Annotated in this window: 21 protein-coding genes; 19 read left to right on the top strand and 2 right to left on the bottom strand. The window is 68.0% G+C overall.

Going from position 1 to position 24,252, the window contains the following annotated elements; all coding sequences use genetic code 11:
• Positions 1 to 5: 5 nt before the first annotated feature.
• From QTI05_RS08615 to QTI05_RS08555, 13 genes are all read left to right on the top strand, one after another.
• The gene (locus tag QTI05_RS08615) at positions 6 to 914 is read left to right on the top strand and encodes a UPF0280 family protein (protein ID WP_286623917.1); all 909 of its coding nucleotides are present in this window, start codon (positions 6 to 8) and stop codon (positions 912 to 914) included.
• Positions 915 to 924: 10 nt separating this feature from the next.
• Positions 925 to 1,566 carry an amino acid synthesis family protein gene (locus QTI05_RS08610; RefSeq protein ID WP_286540736.1) on the top strand — a complete coding sequence of 214 codons (642 nt, stop codon included), beginning with the start codon at positions 925 to 927 and terminating at the stop codon, positions 1,564 to 1,566.
• Positions 1,563 to 2,147: an amino acid synthesis family protein gene (locus tag QTI05_RS08605; protein WP_286540737.1), complete on the top strand. Its 585-nt coding sequence runs from the start codon at positions 1,563 to 1,565 to the stop codon at positions 2,145 to 2,147. The genes QTI05_RS08610 and QTI05_RS08605 overlap by 4 nt, the downstream gene beginning before the upstream one ends.
• Positions 2,148 to 2,305: 158 nt before the next feature.
• Positions 2,306 to 3,511, top strand: a complete 1,206-nt coding sequence (locus QTI05_RS08600; protein WP_286540739.1) for an ABC transporter substrate-binding protein — start codon at positions 2,306 to 2,308, stop codon at positions 3,509 to 3,511.
• Positions 3,512 to 3,521: 10 nt separating this feature from the next.
• Positions 3,522 to 5,438 (top strand): ABC transporter permease, encoded by a 1,917-nt coding sequence (locus tag QTI05_RS08595; protein ID WP_286623916.1) that lies wholly within the window; start codon positions 3,522 to 3,524, stop codon positions 5,436 to 5,438.
• The gene (locus tag QTI05_RS08590; RefSeq protein WP_286623915.1) at positions 5,435 to 6,247 is read left to right on the top strand and encodes an ABC transporter ATP-binding protein; all 813 of its coding nucleotides are present in this window, start codon (positions 5,435 to 5,437) and stop codon (positions 6,245 to 6,247) included. Before QTI05_RS08595 ends, QTI05_RS08590 begins: the two co-directional genes overlap by 4 nt.
• On the top strand, positions 6,244 to 6,978 hold the full coding sequence (locus tag QTI05_RS08585; protein WP_286540743.1) for an ABC transporter ATP-binding protein: 735 nt from the start codon (positions 6,244 to 6,246) through the stop codon (positions 6,976 to 6,978). Before QTI05_RS08590 ends, QTI05_RS08585 begins: the two co-directional genes overlap by 4 nt.
• Positions 6,979 to 7,007: 29 nt before the next feature.
• On the top strand, positions 7,008 to 7,736 hold the full coding sequence (gene pncA / locus QTI05_RS08580) for a bifunctional nicotinamidase/pyrazinamidase (protein WP_286623914.1): 729 nt from the start codon (positions 7,008 to 7,010) through the stop codon (positions 7,734 to 7,736).
• A 9-nt stretch (positions 7,737 to 7,745) separates the two neighbouring features.
• On the top strand, positions 7,746 to 8,900 hold the full coding sequence (locus QTI05_RS08575; RefSeq protein WP_444812873.1) for an ABC transporter substrate-binding protein: 1,155 nt from the start codon (positions 7,746 to 7,748) through the stop codon (positions 8,898 to 8,900).
• Positions 8,878 to 9,387, top strand: a complete 510-nt coding sequence (locus tag QTI05_RS08570; protein ID WP_286540748.1) for a (2Fe-2S)-binding protein — start codon at positions 8,878 to 8,880, stop codon at positions 9,385 to 9,387. The genes QTI05_RS08575 and QTI05_RS08570 overlap by 23 nt, the downstream gene beginning before the upstream one ends.
• Positions 9,384 to 13,124, top strand: coding sequence for a molybdopterin cofactor-binding domain-containing protein (locus tag QTI05_RS08565; protein ID WP_286623911.1), 3,741 nt, complete (start codon positions 9,384 to 9,386; stop codon positions 13,122 to 13,124). The genes QTI05_RS08570 and QTI05_RS08565 overlap by 4 nt, the downstream gene beginning before the upstream one ends.
• A 46-nt stretch (positions 13,125 to 13,170) precedes the next feature.
• Positions 13,171 to 14,385 carry a fumarylacetoacetate hydrolase family protein gene (locus tag QTI05_RS08560; protein WP_286623910.1) on the top strand — a complete coding sequence of 405 codons (1,215 nt, stop codon included), beginning with the start codon at positions 13,171 to 13,173 and terminating at the stop codon, positions 14,383 to 14,385.
• Positions 14,382 to 14,813, top strand: a complete 432-nt coding sequence (locus QTI05_RS08555; RefSeq protein WP_286623908.1) for an HIT family protein — start codon at positions 14,382 to 14,384, stop codon at positions 14,811 to 14,813. Before QTI05_RS08560 ends, QTI05_RS08555 begins: the two co-directional genes overlap by 4 nt.
• 15 nt (positions 14,814 to 14,828) lie before the next feature.
• Here the strand turns inward: QTI05_RS08555 and QTI05_RS08550 are convergent, their stop codons facing one another.
• Positions 14,829 to 15,965, bottom strand: a complete 1,137-nt coding sequence (locus QTI05_RS08550) for a saccharopine dehydrogenase family protein (RefSeq protein WP_286623906.1) — start codon at positions 15,963 to 15,965, stop codon at positions 14,829 to 14,831.
• 187 nt (positions 15,966 to 16,152) lie between these two features.
• On the opposite strand from QTI05_RS08550, the gene QTI05_RS08545 reads away from it, so the two are divergent.
• Positions 16,153 to 16,614 (top strand): Lrp/AsnC family transcriptional regulator, encoded by a 462-nt coding sequence (locus QTI05_RS08545; protein WP_286623904.1) that lies wholly within the window; start codon positions 16,153 to 16,155, stop codon positions 16,612 to 16,614.
• 45 nt (positions 16,615 to 16,659) lie between these two features.
• Here QTI05_RS08545 and QTI05_RS08540 read toward each other — a convergent pair whose 3' ends face one another.
• The gene (locus QTI05_RS08540; protein WP_286623902.1) at positions 16,660 to 17,286 is read right to left on the bottom strand and encodes a hypothetical protein; all 627 of its coding nucleotides are present in this window, start codon (positions 17,284 to 17,286) and stop codon (positions 16,660 to 16,662) included.
• A 525-nt stretch (positions 17,287 to 17,811) separates the two neighbouring features.
• On the opposite strand from QTI05_RS08540, the gene QTI05_RS08535 reads away from it, so the two are divergent.
• From QTI05_RS08535 to QTI05_RS08515, 5 genes are all read left to right on the top strand, one after another.
• The gene (locus tag QTI05_RS08535) at positions 17,812 to 18,171 is read left to right on the top strand and encodes a hypothetical protein (RefSeq protein WP_286540772.1); all 360 of its coding nucleotides are present in this window, start codon (positions 17,812 to 17,814) and stop codon (positions 18,169 to 18,171) included.
• 56 nt (positions 18,172 to 18,227) lie between these two features.
• Entirely contained in the window at positions 18,228 to 21,728 is a 3,501-nt protein-coding gene (locus tag QTI05_RS08530) for a beta strand repeat-containing protein (RefSeq protein ID WP_286623901.1), read from the top strand.
• 20 nt (positions 21,729 to 21,748) lie between these two features.
• The gene (locus QTI05_RS08525) at positions 21,749 to 22,180 is read left to right on the top strand and encodes a hypothetical protein (RefSeq protein ID WP_286540774.1); all 432 of its coding nucleotides are present in this window, start codon (positions 21,749 to 21,751) and stop codon (positions 22,178 to 22,180) included.
• 64 nt (positions 22,181 to 22,244) lie between these two features.
• The gene (locus QTI05_RS08520; RefSeq protein WP_286541481.1) at positions 22,245 to 23,393 is read left to right on the top strand and encodes a hypothetical protein; all 1,149 of its coding nucleotides are present in this window, start codon (positions 22,245 to 22,247) and stop codon (positions 23,391 to 23,393) included.
• Complete coding sequence (locus tag QTI05_RS08515; protein WP_286623899.1) at positions 23,393 to 24,244, top strand: SEL1-like repeat protein; 852 nt, start codon at positions 23,393 to 23,395, stop codon at positions 24,242 to 24,244. Before QTI05_RS08520 ends, QTI05_RS08515 begins: the two co-directional genes overlap by 1 nt.
• The last annotated feature ends 8 nt before the right edge of the window (positions 24,245 to 24,252 follow it).

The following is a 24,252-nucleotide window of genomic DNA, read 5'->3' as shown; positions in this document are numbered from 1 at the left end:
AAACCATGTCTGCGCAACGCAGGGCGCTCGACGCGCACCGCTGGCACCTGAGTCACGGGCCGATCGACATCGTGGCCGAGGCCCATGGCGAGCCGCGGGCGGTCGCCGCCGCGCATGAAGCGGCATGGCAGCGCTTCGGCACCGTGCTCGGCGAGCTGGTCGACGAGTTGCCGCTGTTGCGCCAGCCAGTTGGTGCCCGGTGCGCGCTGCACGGCCCGGTGGCGCGGCGCATGTGGAGCGCCTGCTTTCCGTTCCACGCGGCCTTCATCACGCCGATGGCCGCTGTGGCCGGTTCGGTGGCGCAGGAACTGATCCGGTTCTACGAGCGCCCCGGCATCGACCGCGCCTGGCTCAACAACGGCGGCGACATCGCGTTGCACCTCGCTGCGGGGCACTCGGTGCGCGTGGGCCTGTTCTCCGACCTGGCGCGTTTCGACCCGCGCGATGTGGGCGCCATCACGACCGACGGGCAGTTCGAGATCACCGCCGACATGCCGGTGCGCGGCGTCGCGACCAGCGGCTGGCGCGGGCGCAGCTTCTCGCTCGGCATCGCCGACAGCGTCACGGTGCTGGCCCGGAGCGCCGCCGAGGCCGATGCGGCGGCGACCGTCATCGCCAACGCGGTCAATGTGGAAGACGCTGGCATCACGCGCCGCCCCGCCAGCGAATGCAAGGACGAGAGCGACCTCGGCGACATTCCGGTCACGGTCGGGGTCGACGCGCTCGCCCCGGCCCAGGTGCGCCGCGCACTGGATGCGGGCATGGCGCGCGCCCTCATGCTCCAGCAGGGCGGATTGATCGACTCGGCGGTGCTCGTTTGCCAGGGGCAGTACCGCGTGGCCGAGCCCTTATGCTCCAAGGCCCGGCTGCCGGATCGCGCATCCCGGATGGCCGTTGGTTCAGTATTTGCTTAACGAAATGTCCATGATCGAAATCCGCCGCGTCTTCACGCAAGTCGAGCACATCCACCACGAGTTCGGCCCCCGCGCCGCGACTCCGCTGGTGCGTGGCGCCATCGGCGCCGTGCTGACCAACCCTTTCGCCGGCCGCTACGAGCCCGACATCCTGCCGATGATGACGTTGCTCGATCCGGTCGGTGTCGACATGGCGCACCGGCTGCTCGCGGCCATGGACGTGGGCACGGAGCAGATCGCCACGTACGGCAAGGGCGCGATCGTCGGTGCCGCGGGCGAGCTCGAACACGGCGCGCTCTGGCATGTGCCGGGCGGCTATGCAATGCGCGAGCTGCTCGGCTGGAAGGGCGACCGCAATGCGTACCGCAAGGGTGAGGCCGAAGAGAAAACCGGCCAGCCTGCGAATGCGCTGTCGATCGTGCCCTCGACCAAGAAGGTCGGCCCGCCGGGCGCTGCGCTCGACGTGCCGCTCACCAACATCAATGCCAGCTATGTGCGCGGCCAGTTCGATGCGATCGAGGTGCGCGTGCCCGGTGCGCCGGCCGCGGACGAAATCGTCTTCATCCTCGCGATGAGCACCGGCTACCGCATCCATGCCCGCGTCGGCGGGCTGCTCGCCAAAGACATTTCCAAGTGGGACGGACTCCGATGACTGCCAATATCCGCAAACTCCTCGTCCAGGTGGACGAGACCCGTATCGAAATGGGCCAAGCCATCGACCCGCCGACGCGCCGCGCCGTAGCCATCGCCGTGATCGAGAACCCCTACGCCGGCCGCTACAGCGAAAACCTCGACGAGCTGATCGCCATCGGCGAAGAGCTCGGTGCGCTGCTCGGCCAGAAGTGCGTGGCCGCGCTCGGCATCGCACCGGGTGCCGCGCAGAGCTACGGCAAGGCCGCGATCGTCGGCGAAGCCGGCGAGCTGGAGCACGCCGCTGCCATCCTTCATCCCAAGCTCGGCGCGCCGCTGCGCGTGGCGGTGGAGAAGGGCGCGGCCCTGGTGCCGTCCAGCAAGAAGCGCGGCACGCTCGGCACCGCGATCGACGTGCCGCTCGGCCACAAGGATGCAGCCTTCGTGCGCAGCCACTTCGATGCGGTCGAAGCCCGTGTCTCCGATGCCCCGCGCGCCAACGAGATCGTCGTTGCCGTCGCAGTTACCGACAGCGGCCGCCCGTTGCCGCGCATCGGCGGCCTGAAGGTCTCTGAAATCAAGGGCGAAGACGGATTGAAATGAAGCTCGAGTATGAAGCTCGCCCTCAGTCTTCGCGCACTTCGTGTCGCTCCGCCAACCCCCTGCCGGGGGCAACACCGGCGGCCCGGCGAAGCCGGTTCCGCGGTGTTCCGCGAAAAGTCAGTTATTCGTTTTTGTTCCCTGTACTCAAGGAGTTTTTCATGAAACCACTGCGTCATGTCTTCAGCGCCGCGGCACTCGCCACCCTGGCCACCGCTCTCGTTCCCGCGCATGCGCAGGGCGTTATCAAGATCGGCGAGGTCAACAGCTACAAGGCGCAGCCCGCCTTCCTCGAGCCCTACAAGAAGGGCATGGAACTGGCCGTCGAAGAGATCAATGCCAAGGGCGGCATCAATGGCAAGAAGGTCGAACTCATCACGCGTGACGATAACGCGAACCCCGGCGACGCGGTGCGTGTGGCCGAAGAACTGGTGGCACGCGAGAAGATCGACGTGCTGACCGGCACCTTCCTGTCGAACACCGGCCTGGCCGTGGCCGACTTCGCCAAGCAGAAGAAGTTCTTCTTCCTGGCCGGTGAACCGCTCACCGACAAGATGACCTGGCAGGGCGGCAACGAGTACACCTTCCGCCTGCGCCCCGGCACCTACATGCAGGCCGCGATGCTGGTGCCCGAGGCGGTCAAGCTCAACAAGAAGCGCTGGGCCATCGTCTACCCCAACTACGAATACGGCCAGTCGGCCGTGGCCGCCTTCAAGAACCTGCTGAAGGCTGCACAGCCCGACGTGGAGTTCGTGGTCGAGCAGGCCACGCCGCTGGGCAAGGTCGACGCCGGTGCCGTGGCCCAGGCACTGGGCGATGCCAAGCCCGATGCCATCTTCAACGTGCTCTTCGGCGCCGACCTGTCGAAGTTCGTGCGCGAGGGCAACACCCGCGGGCTGTTCAAGGACCGTGCCGTGGTCAGCGTGCTGACCGGCGAGCCCGAATACCTCGACCCGCTGAAGGACGAAGCGCCTAACGGCTGGCTCGTCACCGGCTACCCCTGGTATGGCATCCAGACGCCCGAGCACAAGGCCTTCTTCCTGGCCTACCACGGCAAGTACAAGGACTACCCGCGCCTCGGCTCGGTGGTCGGCTACAGCATGATCAAGTCGGTCGCGGCCGGCATCACCAAGGCCAAGAGCACCGAAACGCCGAAGCTGGTCGCCGCCTTCAAGGGCCTGCAGGTCGACACGCCGTTCGGCAAGATCACCTACCGTCCGGAAGACCACCAGTCGACCATGGGTGCCTTCGTCGGCAAGACCAAGAACGAAGGCGGCAAGGGCGTGATGGTCGACTATGTCTATCTCGACGGCGCCAAGTTCCAGCCTTCGGCCGCGGATGTGAAGAAGGCGCGCGCGGCGCAATGAAGGTCGCCGGATGAGTTTGTCTTCCTTGCTGCTGCAGTTCCTCACGGGGCTGTCGTCGGCTTCTTCGCTGTTCCTCGTGGGGGCGGGCCTGTCGCTGATTTTCGGCGTCACGCGCATCGTCAACTTCGCGCACGGCTCCTTCTTCATGGTGGGCATCTACATCGCCTACACGCTGGTCGAGAAGCTGGGCACCGGCCTGGGCTTCTGGCCGGCACTCGTGATCGCAGCCGTCGCCGTGGGCATCCTCGGCGCGCTGATCGAGGTGGTGCTGCTGCGCCGCATCTACAAGGCGCCCGAGCTGTTCCAGTTGCTCGCGACCTTTGCACTCGTGCTGGTGATCAAGGACGCAGTGCTGTGGCTCTGGGGCCCCGACGAGCTGCTCGGCCCGCGTGCGCCGGGCCTGTCGGGCTCGGTCGAAATCCTCGGCCGGCAGTTCCCGAGCTACGACCTGTTCCTGATCGTGGTCGGCCCGGTGGTGCTGGGCCTGCTCTGGCTGCTGCTCACGCGCACGCGCTGGGGCACGCTGGTGCGCGCCGCCACGCAAGACCGCGAGATGGTCAGCGCGCTCGGCGTCAACCAGGCCTGGCTGTTCACGGCCGTGTTCGCGCTCGGCGCCCTGCTGGCAGGGCTCGGCGGTGCGCTGCAGTTGCCGCGGGAGCCCGCCACGCTCGAGATGGACCTCAACACCATCGGCGCGGCCTTCGTGGTGGTGGTGGTCGGCGGCATGGGCTCGATCCCGGGGGCGTATGTGGCGGCACTGCTCATTTCCGAGATCAAGGCCGTCTGCATCTGGCTCGGCGTGGTCGATGTGTTCGGCTACAGCGTGTCGTTCTCCAAGCTCACGCTGGTGGTCGAATTCCTCGTCATGGCGGTGGTGCTGGTCTGGCGCCCGTGGGGCCTGTTCGGCAGGCCGCAGGCGCCGAGCCGCTATGTCGGCATGCAGGAAGAGCCGCTGCGCCGCGCCGGCAAGGGCTACCTCTGGCTGGTCGCCGCGCTCGGTGCCGTGCTGATGGCGATGCCGCTGCTCACGGCCGATTCGCCCTACACCACGGTGCTGCTGATCGACCTGCTGATCGCCGCGCTGTTCGCCGCCAGCCTGCACTTCATCATGGGCCCGGCCGGCATGCACTCGTTCGGCCACGCGGCGTACTTCGGCCTGGGCGCGTACGGCGCCGCGCTGCTGGTGCGTTCGAGCGGCCTGCCGATGGAGGTGGCGCTTATCGCGGCGCCGCTGGTCGCGGCCATAGGTGCCTTCGTCTACGGCTGGTTCGCGGTGCGGCTGTCGGGCGTGTACCTCGCAATGCTCACGCTGGCCTTCGCGCAGATCACCTGGGCCATCACCTACCAGTGGGATTCGTTCACCGGCGGCAGTAATGGCCTCACCGGTGTCTGGCCCTCGGAATGGCTGTCGGACAAGCGCGCCTACTACTGGCTCACGCTGGTGCTGGTGGGCGGCGGCATCCTCATGCTGCGCCGCGTGCTGTTCTCGCCGTTCGGCTATGCGCTGCGCGCCGGGCGCGATTCGGTGCTGCGCGCCGACGCGATCGGCATCGACGTCAAGCGCATGCAGTGGACGGCCTTCGTCATCGCGGGTGCCGCGGCCGGGCTGGCTGGCTCGCTCTATGCGTTCTCCAAAGGCAGCATCTCGCCCGAAAGCCTCAGCGTCGGCAAGTCGGTCGACGGCCTGGTCATGGTGCTGCTGGGCGGCATCCAGACGCTGGCCGGGCCGGTGGTGGGGGCCTTCACCTTCAGCTGGCTGCACGACGCGGTGGCGCGCAACACCGACTACTGGCGCGCGATGCTGGGCGCGATCATCCTGATCCTGGTGTTGCTGTTCCCGCAAGGCATCGCGGGCTTCACGAAGCAACTGTTCGACCGGTTGAAGCGCAAGCCGGACGCGGTGGAAGTGAAGGAGGCCAAGGCATGAGCACGTCGCCTCTTCTCAAGGTCGACAACCTCGGCAAGTCGTTCGGCGGCGTGAAGGCGGTCGACGGCATCAGCTTCGAACTCGCCGCCGGCGAACTGCTGGCACTGATCGGCCCCAACGGCGCCGGCAAGTCGACCACCTTCAACATGGTCAACGGCCAGCTCAAGGCAGACCAGGGTTCGATCCTGTTCGACGGGCACGAACTGGTGGGCCGCAAGCCGCGCGCCATCTGGCGCCTGGGCGTCGGCCGCACCTTCCAGATCGCCGAAACCTTTGCATCGCTCACAGTGGTCGAGAACGTGCAGATGGCGATGCTCTCGCACGACGGCAAGTTGTTTTCAATGTGGCGCCGCGCGGCCGAGCACAAGCGCGACGAGGCGCTCGCGCTGCTGGAGCAGGTCGGCATGAAGGCGCAGGCCGATCGCCCCTGCAGCGAACTCGCGTACGGCGACGTCAAGCGCGTCGAACTCGCGATCGCCATGGCCAACAGCCCGAAGCTGTTGCTGATGGACGAGCCCACGGCCGGCATGGCGCCGAAGGAGCGCAATTCGCTGATGGCACTGACCAAGGAACTCGTGATCCAGCGCGGCCTGGCCGTGCTGTTCACCGAACACAGCATGGACGTGGTGTTCGCCTACGCCGACCGCATGATCGTGCTGGCGCGTGGCCGGCTCATCGCGCAGGGCAAGCCGCTCGAGATCCGCGACCATCCGAAGGTGCAGGAGGTGTACTTCGGCAGCGGCAAGACCTTCGAGAAGATTGCAGAGAAGGCCGCCGAAGTGAACGCGGCGGTGGGAGCGGCAGGATGAGCACACACGAAACATTGCTCCAGGCGAAATCGCTGTGCGCCTGGTATGGCGCCGCGCAGATCCTCTACGACGTGGATCTCGAAGTGCGGCGCGGCGAAGTGGTCGCGCTGATGGGCCGCAACGGCGCCGGCAAGTCGACCACGCTCAAGGCGCTGATCGGCATGCTGCCCAAGCGCCGCGGTGCGGTGAGCTTTCTGGGCCACGACATCTCGAAGCGGGAGCCGCACGTGGCGGCGCGGCTGGGCCTGGGCTTCGTGCCCGAAGACCGGCGCGTGTTCACCGACCTCACGGTGATGGAGAACCTCGAGGTCGGCAGACAGCCCGAGCGCCGCTGGACGGACGGCAGCAGCGCGCCGGTGTGGACGCCCGAGCGGCTGTTCAAGCTGTTTCCCAATCTGGGTGAAATGCCGAACCGTCCGGGCGGCCGCATGAGCGGCGGCGAGCAGCAGATGCTGACCGTGGCGCGCACGCTGATGGGCAACCCGTATCTGGTGCTGCTCGACGAGCCATCGGAAGGCGTGGCGCCAGTGATCGTCGAGCAGATGGCCAACATGATCCTCGAGCTCAAGGCACATGGCGTGAGCATCCTGTTGTCGGAGCAGAACATGCACTTTGCCGAACTGGTGTCGGACCGCGCCTATGTGCTCGAAAAGGGCCAGATCCGCTACCAGGCCTCGATGGCCGAACTCGCCGCCAACGACGAGATTCGCCGCGCGTATCTCAGCGTCTGATTTTTTCTCAACCTCCCGGAGCATTCATCATGTCCTACGCCAATCGCAGAACCCTTCTCAAGTCCGGCGCCGCACTCGGCCTCATGGGCGGTTTCGGCCTGTCCGCCTTCGCGGCCGGCAAGATCAAGCCCGGCAGCAAGGCCGCGCTGATCGTGGTCGACGTGCAGAACTGCTTCCTCGACGGCGGTACGCTCGCGGTCAAGGGCGGCAACGAAGTCATCCCGATCATCAACAAGCTGGCGCCGGGCTTCGAGAACGTGGTCGTCACGCAGGACTGGCACACCGCAGGCCATGCCTCGTTCGCGAGCACGTACACGGGCAAGAAGCCGTTCGAGACCACCAAGCTCAGCTACGGCACGCAGGTGCTGTGGCCGGATCATTGCGTGCAGGGCACCGAGGATGCCGCGCTCGGCAAGGAACTCAAGGTGCCGACCGCGCAGCTCGTCATCCGCAAGGGCTTCCACAAGGACATGGACAGCTACTCGGCCTTCGAGGAGGCCGACCACAAGACGGCGACCGGGCTGGCCGGCTACCTCAAGGCGCGTGGCATCAAGACCGTGTTCGTCACCGGCCTGGCCACCGACTTCTGCGTCGCCTGGACCGCGATGGATGCACGCAAGGCAGGCTTCGAGGCCTATGTGATCGAAGACGCGACGCGTGGCATCGACCTCAATGGTTCGCTGGCTGCGGCCTGGAAGCAGATGACCGCCAAGGGCGTCAAGCGCATCCAGTCGGCCGACATCGCCGTGGCCGCCTGAGGTATGGGCTTGCATTTCAAGCAACGCGCCCGCGCGGCGTGGCATGCGGCGCTGTGGCTGGGTGCCGCGCTGCCCGGCCTGGCGCTCGCCGAAACCGGCGTGTCCGACAGCACCATCCGTATCGGCCAGTCGGCCGTGTTCAGCGGCGTGGCCAAGGACTTCGGCATCGACTACCGGGCCGGCATCCAGCTCTACTTCGACCGCGTCAACAAGAGCGGCGGCGTCAACGGCCGCAAGCTCGAACTGGTGTCGTACGACGATGCCTACGAGCCGCAGCGCACGGCTGCCAACACCGCCAAGCTGATCGACGAAGACAAGGTGTTCGCGCTCACCGGCTATGTGGCCACCGGCAATCTGGTGGCCGCGATGCCGCTGGCCACCAAGGCGGGCGTGCCGATGTTCGCGCCGCTGGTCGGCACCACATCGTTCCGCACCAACTTCGACCGCCACCTGTTCCATGTGCGAGCTGGCTACGACCTCGAGCTGCGCAAGATCATCAGCCACCTCTCGACCATCGGCAACAAGAGCATCGCCGTGGTGTTCCAGGACAGCGCCTTCGGCAAGTCGAACCTCGCCACCTGCGAGCAGCTGGCGGCCGAGTACAACGTCAAGGTCGTGCAGACGCTGCCGATGGCAATCACCGCGACCGACGCCAAGGCCATCGGCGAGAGTCTGGCCAAGACACAACCCGGCGCGGTGGTGATGATCATGGCCGGCCGCATGACCGAGGTGTTCATCCGCGACTACCGCACCAGCGGTGCCGCTGCGCCTCTGTACACGCTGTCGGTCGGCATCACCGATGCGCAGGGCTCGGCGCAGCGCCTCAACGGCAAGCTCGAAGGTCTGGTCACGGCCAGCATCGTGCCACCGCCGCAGGTGCCGCGCCTGCCGATCGTGGCCGACTACCAGCGCGACCGCGCCGAGTTCGGCCAGAAGATCGACAGCTACACCGCACTCGAGGGCTACATCGTCTCGCGCGTGCTGGTCGACGGCATCAAGCGCGCGGGCCGCAGCCTCACGCGCGAGGGCTTCATCACCGCGCTCGAAGGCATGGGCAACGCGCGCTTCGGTGAGTTTCCCGTGACCTACAGCGCGAAGAACCACAACGGCTCGAACTTCGTGGATCTGGAGATGTACACCCGTGACGGCAGCCTGCGGCGCTGAAGCCGCACAGAGACTCGAACTGCAGGTCAACGGCCGGCCGCAGGTGCTGGCTGTCCCGCGTGAGGCCTCGCTGCTGCATTTGCTGCGCAACGACCTCGGGCTCAACGGCCCGAAGTACGGCTGCGGGCTCGGCCAGTGCGGAGCGTGCACGGTGTGGGTCGACGGCGTGGCCGCGCGATCCTGCGTGATCCCGGCGCACGGCGTGGCAGGCCGCTGCATCACCACGCTGGAAGGGCTGGGCTCGCGCGACGACTGGCACCCAGTGCAGCAGGCCTTCGAGGATGCACAGGCGGCCCAGTGCGGCTATTGCCTCAACGGCATGGTGATGCAGGCCGCCGCGCTGCTGGCGCGCGAGCGCAGGCCGAGCGAGGACCGCATCCGTGCCGAGCTGTCGGGCAACCTGTGCCGTTGTGGCACGCACGTGGAAATCCTGCGTGCGGTGCAGCTCGCGGCGCAACGCATCGCCGACAAGGACGAGCCCTTGTGACGCGTCGCGCCGATGCACCGCGCACGCGGGCCGATTTTCTGGAGGCCGATGGCGTGCTGGTCGTGGTACGCGAGACACCACCCGCGCCGCCACCGGCCCAGGGGCAGCCGGCACTCGTCTCCGGCAATCCGGCCGAGGGCCCCGAAGTCCTGCTTGCGCTGTGGGACGACGGCAGCGCGACCGCGCTCAACGGCCATGTCGATCTCGGCACCGGCCTGCAGACTGCGCTGGCGCAGATCGTGGCCGAGGAACTCGACCTGCCGCTCGCGCAGCTGTGCGTGGTGCTGGGCGACACCGCGCGCGCGCCCAACCAGGGCGCGACCATTGCCAGCGCATCGATCCAGTTGCACGCCGCGCCGTTGCGGCTCGCCGCGGCGCAGGCGCGCGGCTGGCTGATCGCGCAGGCGGCCGAATGGCTGGGCATTCCCGAGGCCGATCTCACGGTGACCGACGGCCGCGTGCATGCGCGGGCCGATGCCGCGGTCGGCCGCTCGTTCGCTGAACTGCTGGCAGGGCAGCGCGGCCTGCTGATGCTCGCCGCCGACACGCCGCTCAAGCATCCCGACGACTACCGCCTGGTCGGCACGCGCGTGCCGCGCATCGACATTCCGGCCAAGCTGGCCGGCGATGCCGTGTTCGTGCACGACATGCGCGTGCCCGGCATGCTGCACGGCCGCGTGGTGCGGCCGCCCTATGCGGGCGCTGACCACGGCGAGTTCATCGGCAACACGCTGGAGGCGGTCGACCAGGCATCGATCGCGCACATTCCCGGCATCCGCGCCGTGGTGGTGATCCGTGATTTCGTCGGCATCGTGGCCGAGCGCGAGGAGCATGCGGAGCAGGCGCTGCGCGAACTGCGCGTGAGCTGGAAGCCCTGGCCCGGGCTGCCGTCGCTCGACGACCTCGAAGGCGCGATCCGCGCCAACCCGTCGACACAGCGCCTGCTGGTCGATGAGGGCGATGTCGACGCCGCGCTCGCCGCTGCAGCGCAGCCGATGCCGCGCACGTATGTGTGGCCCTACCAGATGCATGCGTCGATCGGGCCGTCCTGTGCCCTGGCCGACTGGCGCGGCGAGCCCCACGCAGTGGGTGAGCGTGGGGGCACGGTGCTCACGGTGTGGGCCGGCACGCAGAATCCGCACGTGTTGCGCGCCGACCTCGCGCGCCTCATGGGGCTGCCCGATGTGGCCATCGAAGTCGTGCGCATGGAAGCAGCCGGCTGCTATGGCCGCAACGGCGCCGACGACGTGGCGGCCGACGCGGCGCTGCTGGCCCGGGCCGTCGGTGCGCCGGTGCGCGTGCAGCTCACGCGCGAGCAGGAGCACGCCTGGGAGCCCAAGGGCGCGGCGCAGCTGATGCAGGTCAACGGCGGGCTCGCGGCCGACGGCAGCGTGGCCGCCTACGACTTCGAAACCTCGTACCCGTCGAACGGCGCGCCGACGCTCGCGCTGCTGCTCACGCGCACCATCGAACCGGTGGCGCAGGCTTTCGAGATGGGCGACCGCACCGCGCGCCCGCCCTATGCGTACGAGAACCTGCGCGTCAAGGTCAACGACATGGCGCCGATCGTGCGCGCCTCGTGGCTGCGCGGCGTGTCGGCGCTGCCCAGCTCGTTCGCGCACGAGTCGTATGTGGACGAGCTCGCCACCGCTGCCGGCATCGACCCGGTCGAGTTCCGCTTGCGGCATCTGCCCGACCCGCGCGCCGCCGAGCTGCTGCGCGCCACCGCGCAGAAAGCCGGCTGGCGCATGCGCACCGGCCCGCAGGAGAACGCCGACGGCGGGCTCGGTGCCGGTGGCGACATCCTGTTCGGCCAGGGCGTGGCCTACGCGCGCTACATCCACAGCAAGTGGCCCGGCTTCGGCGCGGCCTGGGCCGCCTGGGTGGCCGATGTCGAGGTCAACCAGAAGACCGGCGAAGTGCATGTGCGCCGCGTGGTCGTCGGCCACGACGCAGGCCTGCTGATCAACCCAGCCGGCGTCGAGCACCAGATCCACGGCAACGTGATCCAGACCACCAGCCGGGCGCTGAAGGAGAAGGTGCAGTTCGCGCCCCAGGCGCCGCACAAGGCCGGGCTGTTGCCCGGCGTGCCGCCCGCCGGCGTGGTGGTGAATCGCGAATGGGGCAGCTACCCGATCCTCAGCTTCCGCGAAGTGCCGGTGATCGAGGTGATGCACATGCCCCGCCCCGGCGAGCCGGCGCTCGGTGCGGGCGAGTCGTCATCGGTGCCGGGCACCGCGGCGATCGCCAATGCGATCTTCGATGCGACCGGCGTGCGGTTTAGGTCGCCGCCGTTCACGCCCGAGGTGGTTCGTGCAGGCTTGTACCCGAATTGGCTCCCTCCCCCTCCGGGGGAGGGCGGGGGCGGGGGCGAGCAGCGGTCGAATGGCGACGCCGTCGTGCCCCCATCCCAGCCTTCCCCCGGGAGGGGAAGGAGCAAGACGGCCTGGGCCACGGCTTTTGTGCTCGGCAGCCTCGGCGCCATCGCCGGCCTGCTTGGCTGGCGCCCCGCGATCGCGCCGGTCGCGCTCAGCGCACCGGTCTACACCGAAGCCACGATCGAACGAGGCCGCGTGCTTGCCGCCATCGGCGACTGCGCCGTCTGCCACACCGCACCCGGCGGCGCCGTCAACGCGGGCGGCCGTGCCATGGAAACGCCGTTCGGCACGCTCTACACCACCAACCTCACGCCCGATGCCGAGACGGGCATCGGGCGCTGGTCGTTCAGCGCGTTCCAGCGCGCGATGCGCGAAGGCGTCTCGCGCGACGGCCACAGGCTCTACCCGGCGTTCCCGTACACCGCATTCGCCAAGACCAGCGACGACGACCTCAACGCGCTCTACGCGTACTTCATGGCGCAGCCCGCGGTGCACGCCGAAACGCCTTCGGCCGAGCTGAAATTCCCGTACAGCGTGCGCCCGCTCATGGGCTTCTGGAACGCGATGTTCCACGACCCGGCGCCGTACCAGCCCGTGGCCACGCAGACGGCCGAATGGAACCGCGGTGCCTACCTGGTCAACGGCCTCGGCCACTGCGGCGCCTGCCACACGCCGCGCAATGCGCTCGGCGCCGAACAGGGCGGCAGCGCGTATCTGACGGGCGCGATGGTCGAGGGCTGGGAAGCGCCCGCGCTCACCGCGCGCTCGGCCTCGGCCGTACCCTGGAACGCCGACGCGCTCTACCGCTATCTGCGCAATGGCCATGCGCCGCAACACGGCATCGCCGCGGGCCCGATGGCAGAGGTGGTGCGCGAACTCGGCGCAGTGCCCGATGCGGACATCCGCGCGATGGCGGCCTATCTCGCCAGCTTCAACCCGCAATCGACCGAAGCGCAGGCTGCTGAAAAGGCGCAGCAGGTGATTGCCACGGCCGCCAGCCGCCAGGGCCAACTGCTCGGCCCGGCGCAGCGCATGTTCGACAGCGCATGCGCGAGCTGCCACCACGACGGCAACGGCCCGACGCTGCTCGGCGTGAACACGCCGCTCGCGCTCAACAGCAACCTCACCAGCCGCCGCCCCGACAACCTGCTGCGCACCATCCTCGACGGCGTGCGCGAGCCGGCGACCAAAGACATCGGCTTCATGCCCGCCTTCCGCGAGGCACTCGACGACGCGCAGATCGCCGAACTCGCCGGCTACATGCGCGCGCGTTTCGCGCCCGGCCAGCCGCCATGGCGCGATCTGCCGCAGGAGGTGGCGCGCGTCCGTGCAAGCGCTTCGCACGGCGCGGCGCGCTGAGCGCATCCCGGTACCATCGGGCAAAGAAACCCGGAGACACAACGACATGCCCAGCGCCACCCTGACCCCGCAAGATGCCCTGCCACGCGACGCCGATCGCGCAACCCTGATCGGCCGCCTCTGGCAACCCGACGTGGGCCCGGTGCTGGTGGCCGTGCACCAGGGCCAACTGCACGACCTGTCGCGCATCGCGCCAACCGCGAGCCAGTTGCTCGAACTCGACGCGCCCGTGGCGCACATCCGCACGGCGCTGCGTGACGGCACGGCCCCACGCATTGCTGCACTCGATGCGGTGCTGGCCAACAGCGACGAGACGCTGCGCGACACCTCGAAGCCCTGGCTGCTCGCGCCCTGCGACCTGCAGGCCATCAAGGCCAGCGGCGTGACCTTCGTCGCCAGCCTGCTCGAACGCGTGATCGAGGAGCAGGCGCGCGGCGACGCGGCCAGGGCCGAATCGATCCGCGCCGGACTGACCGACGTGCTGGGCGACAACCTGGCCGGCATCGTGCCGGGCTCGGCCGCAGCCGCGAAGGTCAAGGAGGTGCTGATCGCCCAGGGCGTGTGGTCGCAGTACCTCGAGGTCGGCATCGGCCCCGATGCCGAGATCTTCACCAAGGCACCTGTGCTGGCGGCGGTCGGCACCGGCGCCGATGTCGGCATCCACGAAGGCTCGGTCTGGAACAACCCCGAGCCCGAAGTCGTGCTGGCCGTCAACAGCCAGGGCCACACCCGCGGCGCCGCGCTGGGCAACGACGTGAACCTGCGCGACTTCGAAGGCCGCAGCGCGCTGCTGCTCGGCAAGGCCAAGGACAACAACGCATCGTGTGCGATCGGCCCCTTCATCCGCCTGTTCGACGAGCACTTCGGCATCGATGACGTGCGCCGCATCACGGTCGGCCTGCAGGTCACCGGGCCCGAGGGCTTCGAACTCGAAGGCTCGAGCTCGCTCGCCAAGATCAGCCGCGACCCACTCGACCTGGTGGGCCAGGCGATCGGCCCGCAGCACGACTACCCCGACGGCCTGATGCTGTTCCTCGGCACCATGTTCGCGCCCACGCAGGATCGCCATGGCCCGGGGCAGGGCTTCACACATGTGGTGGGCGACCGCGTCAGCGTCAGCGCCCCCGAACTCGGCGCGCTGGTCAACCGCGTGGTGCATTCGCAGCAGGCCGCGCGCTGGAACTTCGGCATCGGTGCGCTGATGCGCAACCTGGCCGGGCGCGGGCTGCTGCAGGGTGGGGCGCCGACGCGAACCCCATGAACGCCACCCTGCAGCGCTTCGGCTATCCAGACTCCGTCATCAAGGAGTATGTTCATTGGGTGGTGATGGTCAGGCCGGGGCAGGTCACGCTGGGTTGCACGGTCATCGCCGCGAAGTCCGGGTGCACCAGCCTGGGAGACTTGACTCCTGAGGAAGGCGCGGAGCTGCCGCAGGTGATCGGCGACTTCGAGCGAGCCGTGCGTCGAATCGCACCCGCGCTGAAGTTCAACTACCTCGCGCTGATGATGGTCGATCCGAATCCGCACTTCCATGCCATCCCGCGGTACGCCGCCGAGGTTCATATCGGTCGAACCGCCTTTGCCGATGCCGCATTTCCCAACCCGCCGGACTTGCGCTCTGTCCATGAATTGACGGCGGAACAACTGGAGGATGTGAGGCTGCTGCTGGCGCAAAGCTGGCAGGCTTGACCCCGGGGGCCTTCTTCAGGCATGTGCGAGTTCACTCTGGGGCGCGCTGGCGGAGGGCGAGACGCCGAGGCCCTTGTAGTAGTGGCCGACCCGGGTCGCGAGGAACTGCTCGAGCGGGGCCTGCTCCTGGCCGACGAAGCCGCGCGGCGGAAGCTTCCCCTGCTGCAGCAGCTCGAACACGCCGACGACGCCAGCCGCGGTGGTGAGTTCGATCGCCGTGCGGTCCTTCCCGCGCAGCGGCGCACCGAACACGCGCCCTACGCGCGTCTCCTGTTCGAAGCGGCCATCGCGCAGGCCGGACGCCGAGGCAAACAGGATCACGACGTCTTCACGGCTGTGCGGCACGGCATGCTCGAGCACCTGGCGCAGCAGGTCGCGGCGCTCGATCAGGCGCAGGTCGTGCAGCAGGAAGTTCATCGCGGCGCGGTGGCCCGGATAGCGGATGGTCTTGTAGTCGAGGTTTCTGACCTTCCCCTTCAGGGTCTCGCACAGCGTGCCCAGGCCGCCCGACGTGTTGAAGGCTTCGAACGCCTCCGCGTCGAGCGTGAAGGTCTCATGCCCTTCCATCGGCTGCACCGACACGAGCTGGCCGTTGACGATGGCATCGCACGGGTTGCAGTACTCGTTGATGACGCCGTCGATGCTCCATGTGAAGTTGTAGCGCAGGCTGTTCGTCGCATTGCGCGTGAGGGCGCCGACGCGCAGCCGCAGGTCGTAGAGCTCGTCGAAGCGGCCGGCCAGGTAGCCGCCGAGCATGCCGATCACGCCGGGCGCCAGGCCGCACTGCGGCATGAGGATCGAAGTCGCGTCCTTCGATATCGCGCGGATGGCCCTCGTCGCCGCCACGTCTTCGGTGAGGTCGAAGTAGTGGACGCCGCACCTTGCAGCCTCGGTCGCCACGCGCTGCGCGAGGTAGAAGGGCAGGCAGTTGATCACGACCGAATGGGCCGAGAGCGCCGCGCCTAGGTCCTGCGCGCTTTCGACGTCGAGCGCGATCCTGCGAACCAGCGCGTCGCTTTCGGTGGCGCGGCCCGGTTTCACATCGGCAAGCGTGACCGGCAAGCGGTGGTACTCGGCGATCATGTCCGCCACCGTGCTGCCAACCTTGCCAGCACCCAGAACCAGAACATTCTTGATCTGCAGCTTCGTCATTTCATTTCTCCTGTGAGCATGTTTGCCCGCTGGAGAAACTGTAGGAGCGAGTGCTGGCAGATGGTAGAGAGCAGATCGTCGAAAGAGCGAGGGGGTTCGTCAGTCTGACGCGGGCGTTGGTCACTTGCGACCACGGGCCTCGCCGGTCAGGCCACGCCACAATCGCTGAGTTTTGCAAGGTTCCCCCATGGACTCACGACTTGATGACCTCGATCAGCACCTTCTGAGCTTGCTGCAGGCCAACGCCCGCGAGCCGGCGGCCAACCTGGCGCGCAAGCTGGGAATCGCCAGAACCACGGTGGTCGCGCGCATCGCCCGGCTGGAGCGTGAGGGCATCGTCGCGGGTTACGGGGTTCGCCTCGGCCAGCGACTCGAACGCGCTGCGGTTCGCGCGTTCTGCGGGCTCAGCGTCAACGCCAAAAGCGCCCCCGCGGTCATCGCGGCGCTCGAGCGCCTGCCCGAGGTGGAGGAGGTCTGGGCCGTGAGCGGTCAGTTCGACTACATGGTCCTTCTGCGCTGCGGCACGCCCGAACAGCTGGACGAGTTGCTCGATCAGCTGGGTCAGATCGACGGCATCCACCAGACCCACACCTCCATGGTGCTCAGTCGAAAGATCGACCGACGCAGCACGGTTCCTCACAGCGGATAGCCTTCGCCGCCCTCGGTTCGCGAGCGGCAAGCCGGCGCTGCTGAACTACACCGGCAGGCAGCGCAACTGCGCCTGGGGCGACTGCAGCTTGTCGGCGTACCAGCCGTCGCGCGCGGGCGAGATCAGCGCACCGAGCCCGTCCATCAGTGCCACGCTGTCATTCGCCTTGGTGTCGCGATAGCACTCGCCGAGCTTGCGCAGCGTGTCGCGCAGCGCCGTGGCCTGCGGCGGGTTGGTTTTCTCCAGGGCCTGCGCGCTGTCGCCGAGCCACTTCTCGTAAGACGCCAGCGTCTGCTCGGGCAGCTTCGCGGCCTCTTCCTTGGGGATCATCGTGGCGTAGAGCTTTTGCAGGCTCTCGGCGCCGCTGCGGGCCATGCGCAGGCTCACGTCGTACTGCGCCTCGAATGCGCCTTGACGGTAGATCACCCGGCGCACCTTGTAATCGAGTTGTCCCTTCTCGCCACCCAGCGTCTGAACCAGCTCGCGTGCCTTGGCGTTGTTGGCGTCCTGCTCGAAGTTGGCCTGCAGCGCCTGCGCGATATCGGCATCGGCCGGAAAAGCGATATCGGATTTGCAGGCGGACAGGCCGGCCGCCGAAAGCACCACGACGGCCGCGGCCGATGCGCGTCGCGCGAAAAAAGAGGAACAAAAACGATCACGAAAGGTCGACATTAGGTATTCGGGAAGTGAGAACGACTCAAGTTTGCGCGAGTGAGTGCGCGCCTCCTGTCAGACTCGTCCGACGTGAATTCCCTTTAGCGGCAAGGACTTGTAACTAAATATTGCAGAATCCATTGCATTTGCGTTTGGATTCGTTTTGATTCGGCCGCCAAGGGTTGACATCGCCCGCGTGCGGTGTCCGGACTCGGTCATCCGTTGGCATGCCCACCCGCCACGCAATCCCCGCATTACCGAATGCCGCTTTAATTAAGAGCAAGCGTTCACGTGCGAATTCGGGCAGCGCTTTTTCGGCCCTCTATGCGACGCGCGCGTTTAATTTACGGCCCATAAATCGATGCGAAAAAAGTTCGCGTGGATCGCTGCCGTCTATTTCTTTTTGTAAGGAATAGCGCCGTCAACATGGATTTACAAATAAGAAGCAATTTGTCATGTGCCCTCGGTAGATTGGCCGCTCGTGGTCCACACCCCCGGACTGCGCTTCAACCCTTCAACCGCAATCCTTTCAGGAGTGAACACATGAAGAAATTCGCTGCAGCCGGCGTCGTCACGCTCGCATTCTTTTCCGCCTCGGCCTTCGCGCAGAGCGGCAACATCAGCATTCCGGGCGTGGGCAAGGCCTCCGGTTCGACCGGCTCCGAAGTCACCAACAGCAAGATCACGGTGAGCAACAACAGCGCCAAGAATGTCATCTCCGGCGGCGGCTCGGTGGGCCTCAAGCTGGCCGGCGTCGAGATGAGCGGTATGGCCAACGTCAACAGCGTGAACATCACCGGCTCCAAGGTCAAGAACAGCGAAATCATGGTCACCGGCAACACGGCCGAAGACATCAAGGCGATCGGCGGCACGGCCAACGTCAACTCCGTGAACATCAACTGAGTTCGACCCGTCCCGCGGGCCGATCCACGGCCCGACGACCTGTTCTGGAGACGCCTGTGCCCTTCGCCCTCGTGCAACACCGCAAGACCCTGATCGCCATGGCGCTGCTTGGCGCCGGCTTCGCGCTGCCGCTGGCGGCGCAGGCGCAGGAGGGCGTGCTCCATGGCCTGGGCTGGCTCACGGCCCGGCCCGGCAGCGAGGTGGACGGGCGCTCCAGCGCCATCGCCACCGGCAACCGGGCCCCGGCGCAGGTCAGTGCGAGCGGCGGCAAGGCCGGCGCCGGCCTCGGGCTCGCGGCCTCGGCCGAACTCGTTTCCACCGCGCAGGCCAACACCATCGGCCTGTCGGCGCTGCAGGTCGGCAACTCGCAGGTCAGCGTGCTGCAAAACCAGGTGCAGGGCTTCGTCTCCGCGGTGGGCGGTGCGGCCACGGCCAACACGGTGCTGCTCTCGGGCGGCACCGGCCGCCGGCCGCTGGCCGACAGCCGCGTGCTGGTGAGCGGCAACCAGGCAAACAACATCGAGGCGATCGGTGCCAAGGGCGCGATTGCCCTCGGCGCGATCGGCTCGCTCCAGCTGCCGGGCCGCGCCACGGCCAACGGCGTGCTGGCCGACGAATCCGAAATGCGCCGCATGCAGCTGTCGGTCACCGGCAACAAGGCCGACGGCGTGCAATCGGTCGGCGGGGCGGCACTCGCCAACGCCACCACGCTGGCGCGCAGCACGGCCGAAGACCTGACCGTCACCCAGGGTGGCAACACGGCGCGCGACGTGCGCGCGGGCGGTGGTTCGGGCAGCGTCGGTGGCGGCATGGTCGCCTCGGCGGATCTGAGCGGCGTGGCGGCCGCCAACTCCTTTGCGGCGGCCGGCAGCCAGGTCAAGGGCGCGCGCATCACGCAGCAGGGCAACGACACCAACGGCATGTGGGCACTCGGCGGCAGCGCCCTGGCCAACAGCGTGAACCTGGCCGACTACACGGGCAGCGATCTGCGCAACTACCAGGCCTTGCAGTCGGGCAACCGCGCGAGCAAGGTAGAAGCCAGCGGCGGCAGCGGCTCGCTGCTGATGGGCGCCCTGGCCGACGTGACCATGTCGGCATCGGCGCTCGCCAACAGCGTGTCGATCCAGAAGGGCGACGTGCAGGGTGCCACGCAGCACACGCTCACCGGCAATACGGCCGACAAGGTGCAGGCCGTCGGCGGTGCGGCCGCGGCCAACAGCATCTGGCTGCAGCAGTCGACCACGCAGCGCAGCAACGTCACGCTGAGCGGCAACACCGCGAGCGACATCAACACCGCCGGCGGCGGCGCGAGCATCGGTGGCGGCGTGGTGGGCTCGTTCGAACGCAACGGCCGTGCGCTGGCCAACAGCCTGGCGCTCGACAGCAATGCCACCTTGCAGAACACGCCGATCACGATCAGCGGCAATACCGCGCGCGGCGTGCAGGGTTCGGGCGGGCTCGCCGCCGCCAACAGCGCGCTGCTGAGCGATGCCCGCGTGCAGAACGGCACGCTCAACATCGCAGGCAACACCGCCGAGAACGTACGCGCCAGCGGCTTCGAGGGCAGCGCCGGCGGCGGCCTGCTGTTCTCGAGCAAGCAGAACGCGATGGCACTCGCCAACAGCCTGGGGGTGTTCGGCTCCACGGTGGATGCGGGCTCGGTCGCGCTCTCGGGCAACACCGCGCGCGACCTGTCGGCGCAGGGCGGCAAGCTGGTGGCCAACAGCGTGAGCGTGGAAAAGGGCGAGGGCGGCGGCTCGCGCCTGTCGGCAGCCACCAGCGTCAGCGGCAACACCGCGTCGCAGGTGTCGACCGGCGCCAGCTCGATGGCCGGCCCCGGCAACGTGTTCAGCGAGAAGAGCGTGGCCCGCGCGGCCACCAACGCAGTGGTGCTCTACCAGAACGTGCGCGTCGACGCCGCCTCGCCGATCTCGGTGGCCGGCAACCGCGCCAACAACGTCGGCGCCATCGGCGGCACGGCGCTGGTGAACGCCCTGGCGGGCTACCGCGATGCGAGCGTGACGGGCAGCCCGATCACCATCGCGAACAATACGGCCGACGACGTGCGCACCGGCGGCGGCTACAACCAGGCCGCCGGTATCGGCAGCGCGAAGAACGGCATCCTCGTGGCCAACGGCATCTACCTCGAAGGCGAGGGCGGCGTGCGCCTCAACGGTTCGCCGGTGAGCATCCAGGGCAACGTGGCGAAGGCGCTCAATGCGGACGGCGGACGTGTCAATGCCAATGCGCTGGCGCTCAACGGCAGCGGCGACATGCAGGGCAGCGCCATCACGCTGTCGAACAACCGCGCCGAGAACGTGCGCAGTCATGGCGACGAAGGCACTGTCGCGGGCTATGCGGTGATGGACCGCGGCGTAGGCTACGCCAGCGCCAATGCGGTGCAGGTGATGGGCGCGCTGCGTGCCAGCAGCATGCAGTTGCTCGGCAACACCGCGACCGACGTCTCGGCCGACAAGGGCGTGGCGCTGGCCAACAGCGCGGTGGTCGACAAGTCGGGCGCAACCGATGCGACGCAGACCACCATCACGGCCAACAACGCCGAAGGCGTGAGCACGCGCGACGGCAAGACGGCGGTCGCCAACAGCGTCTACAACGAAGGCCAGCTGACCGGCTCCTCGCTCACCATCGCAGCCAACCGAGGCAGCGCGCAGGTCGGCTCCGAAGACGTCAGCGCCAACAGCGTGCGCAACCGCGAAGGCGCGCGCATGGCGGGCACCAACGTCACGATCTCCGGCAACCAGGGCCGGGTCGCGCAAAAGGGCAGCATCAACAGCGTCGACAACCAGGGCACGCTGGGCGGCAGCAACATCACGATCATCGGCAACCGCGGCTCGGTCGAGGGCGGCGGTATTGCCAACAGCGTGATCAACAACGGCAACATCGCCGGCAGCCAGATCCACATCCTGGGCAACCAGGGCAGCACGCAGGGTGGCGGCACGGTCAACTCGGTGATCAACCAGGGCCGCATCGGCGCCAGCAACATCGTCATCGCCGGCAACACGGGCTCGGCGCAAGGCAGCGGCACGGTCAACAGCGTGCACAACCGCGGCAACGGCAACCTGATCAGCAGCAACATCGCCATCATCGGCAACCGCGGCAGCGCCAACGGCGGCGGCATGGTGAACAGCGTCGACAACCAGGGGCTCCTGACCGGCCGTATTGCCATCCTCGGCAACCAGGGCAGCGCGCAGGGCGGCGGCACGGTCAACTCGGTGGTGAACCGCGGCGTGCTGGCCGGCAACGTGGTCATCGCCGGCAACCGCGGCACGGCCATGGCGGGCGGCACGTCGAACTCGGTCATCAACCGCGGCGTGATCACGGGCAGCGTCGCGATCGTCGGCAACCAGTCGATGGCCGGCGTCGGCATCACCACGGGCAGCGTGCGCACCACGGCCGGCGTGCTGGCCGGTTCGGCCGGCGTTGCCGGCAACACGCCGTGGGCTGCGAACGTCGGCTACACGGTGACCAAGCCGTCGAGCGGCGTGGTCAACCACAGCGTCACCGTGGGCCCGGCCGTCACCGTGCTCAGCATGTAACGCATGCAAGGAGAGTCACCATGAACTTCGTCCGCATCACCACCACCGCCGCGCTGGGCGCCGCACTGCTCGCGCTGGGCGGCCACGCCTCGGCACAGCTCGTCAACTACGGCGAAGCGATGGGCGCCTACAAGGATTCGAAGGAAGCCGGCGTCAAGCTGGTCGACGGCGTGACGCCAGGCGTCACGGCCAAGGCACGCGTCGCGCGGGCGCTCGAACAGAACAAGGTGGTGGAGCAGCAGGCGCTGGTGCAGCCCGACGGCACGCTGAAGCTGCCGCCGAACCAGACCAACCTGGTGATCCGCACCAACTACAACAACGTGCAGCAGGGCGCCGATGGCCAGCTGCGCATCGCGAGCCCGACCATTCAGGGCAACGTGAGCGGCAACGTGACGCTGTTCGTCGATGGCAAGGGGGTGGAGAACATCACGGTCCTGAACAACGGCCGATGAGCTGCGCTGCGCAACAGCGTCCGGCGAACGAGCATGAACAAGAACAACTTTTCCCGTGAAACGCATGACCTCGCAAACCACTTCGCGCTTCCGGCGCGGGATCCTCGCCCTGGCCGCCACCACGTTGCTGGCCGGCTGTGCCACCACTGAAAACGCACTCGGCGACGCCGACAAGCTGCTGGCCGCCAGGGAGGCCGCCAAGCAACTTCCCTCGGCCAATCTCAGCAACTACGCCACCTCGCTCGGGCGCTTCGGCCGCATGCTCGACATCTACAAGGACGGCGATCCGGTGGTCTACATGCAGACCCGCAACATCCTCGATGCGACCAACCTGTCGAACCCGCTGGTGGGCTCCGAGATCCCGGGCGACATCACAGAGATGGTTCGCACCGCGGTCAACCGCATCGGCGCGCGCATCGTGTACGTGCCGTACCACCCCGACTACCTGATCTCGCAGGCGCAGCTCGGCGCGAAGTTCGGTGTGACGATGCCCGACTTCCTCATCACCGGCGCGCTTACCGAGTTCGACCGCGCGCTGTCGGGCGCCGGCCGCTCGAACTCGGCCAGCGTCGAGTTCGGCAAGGGCAAGGGCGAGACCGCGCTGGGCGCCGACGTGAAGCGCACCGCCATCCTGTCGGCGCTCGCGCTCGACCTCAACCTGGTGAGCTTCAGCACTCAGCAGATGGTGCCGCGCATCCAGGCCTCGAACGTCATCAAGGTGCTGAACTTCACGGCAGAAGACAACGCGAGCCTGGGCTTCTACGGCGACTCGTTCGGCTTCAAGCTCGAAGGCCGCTACCTGCAGGGCCGGCACTCGGCCATCCGCACGCTGGTCGACCTGAGCGTGCTCGAGCTCATGGGCAAGGCCACCAACACGCCTTACTGGCGCTGCATTCCGAACGGCGTGCCGGATCCGGTGGTGGTCGACAACATGCGCGCCTCGTTTGAAGGCCTCACGCCCCAGCTGAAGATCGGACTGGTCCAGGTGATGCTGCGCAAGTACGGCCAGAACGTGACCGTCAACCAGAAGCTCGACGAGCCCACGCGCGAGGCGCTGCGCAACGTGTACTCGACACGCTACCCGCAGGTCGGCGACAGCGTCGACGTGCTGACCTGGCAGGGCTTCGAGCCGCTGTTCTTCGGCGTGCCGATGCCCTGGGATCCGCCGCTGGTCACTCAGGCCGGCGCGCCACCGGCGAAGGCGGGCACCTGATGCGCCAGTTCGCCTTGCCGGTGCTGGCCATGCTCGCGTTGCTGCATGGCGGGCTGGCGTGGGCACAGGCGGCCGCGAGCACGGGCGCCGTGACGCAAAGCGGCGCGGCGCGCGCGTCGGTGGCGGCCGGTACCGGCGGCACCCCCGCGCCTGCGACCTCGTCCGGCACCATCGGCGCTCCGGTGGCCGGCACCGGGGCGCGCTACGTCGAGTCGTGCCAGCAGGCGCTCGAGCGCGGCGTGGTCAACCCGGGTTGCCAGGGGCCGCTGTACCAGAGCGAGATCGCGCGGCTGAAAGAAGACGCGCTGCGCACCAACAACCCGAACCTGCTGACGCTGTTGGGCGACGCCTATCAAAGCAACCGCAGCGGCGTGTCCGACATCGGCCAGGCCTACCGCTGGTACCTGCTCGGCGCGGTGCGTGGCGACCCGCGTGCGATGCAGCGGCTGAGCGAGCTCTACAAGAACGGGCGCGGCGCGCCGCAGGACAACATCAAGGCGCTCGGCTATGCGCGCCTGACCCAGCGGCTCGCACCGCCCGGCAGCACCAGCGCCCGGCAGGCGACCGAGGCCATCACCTCGCTGGGCGGCGAAATGGCGACGGAAGAAATGGCCCTGGCCGAGCGCTTTGCGAGCGACCTGGAAAACACCATCCGCCGGCAGGGCGGTTTGTCGCCCGAGGCAGCGTCGGCAGCCGCGGGCGCGCAGACTGCACCACCCGTCGCCAAGACAGCGAGTTCGCTGGCCCGCCTGCCGGGCATGGGCGCCGTTCAGCCCGAAGGCGTGGCCGCGCAACCTTCGGCGCCGCCCGGCAGCCTGCCCGGGCGCGACAGCCTGACGCGCCAACCTTGAGGAGCTTC

Source organism: Variovorax fucosicus, assembly GCF_030316825.1.
Classification (GTDB): Bacteria; Pseudomonadota; Gammaproteobacteria; order Burkholderiales; family Burkholderiaceae_C; genus Variovorax; species Variovorax fucosicus.
Note: the sequence above shows the minus strand (reverse complement) of the source record. Positions and strands in the feature narration are given on the sequence as shown.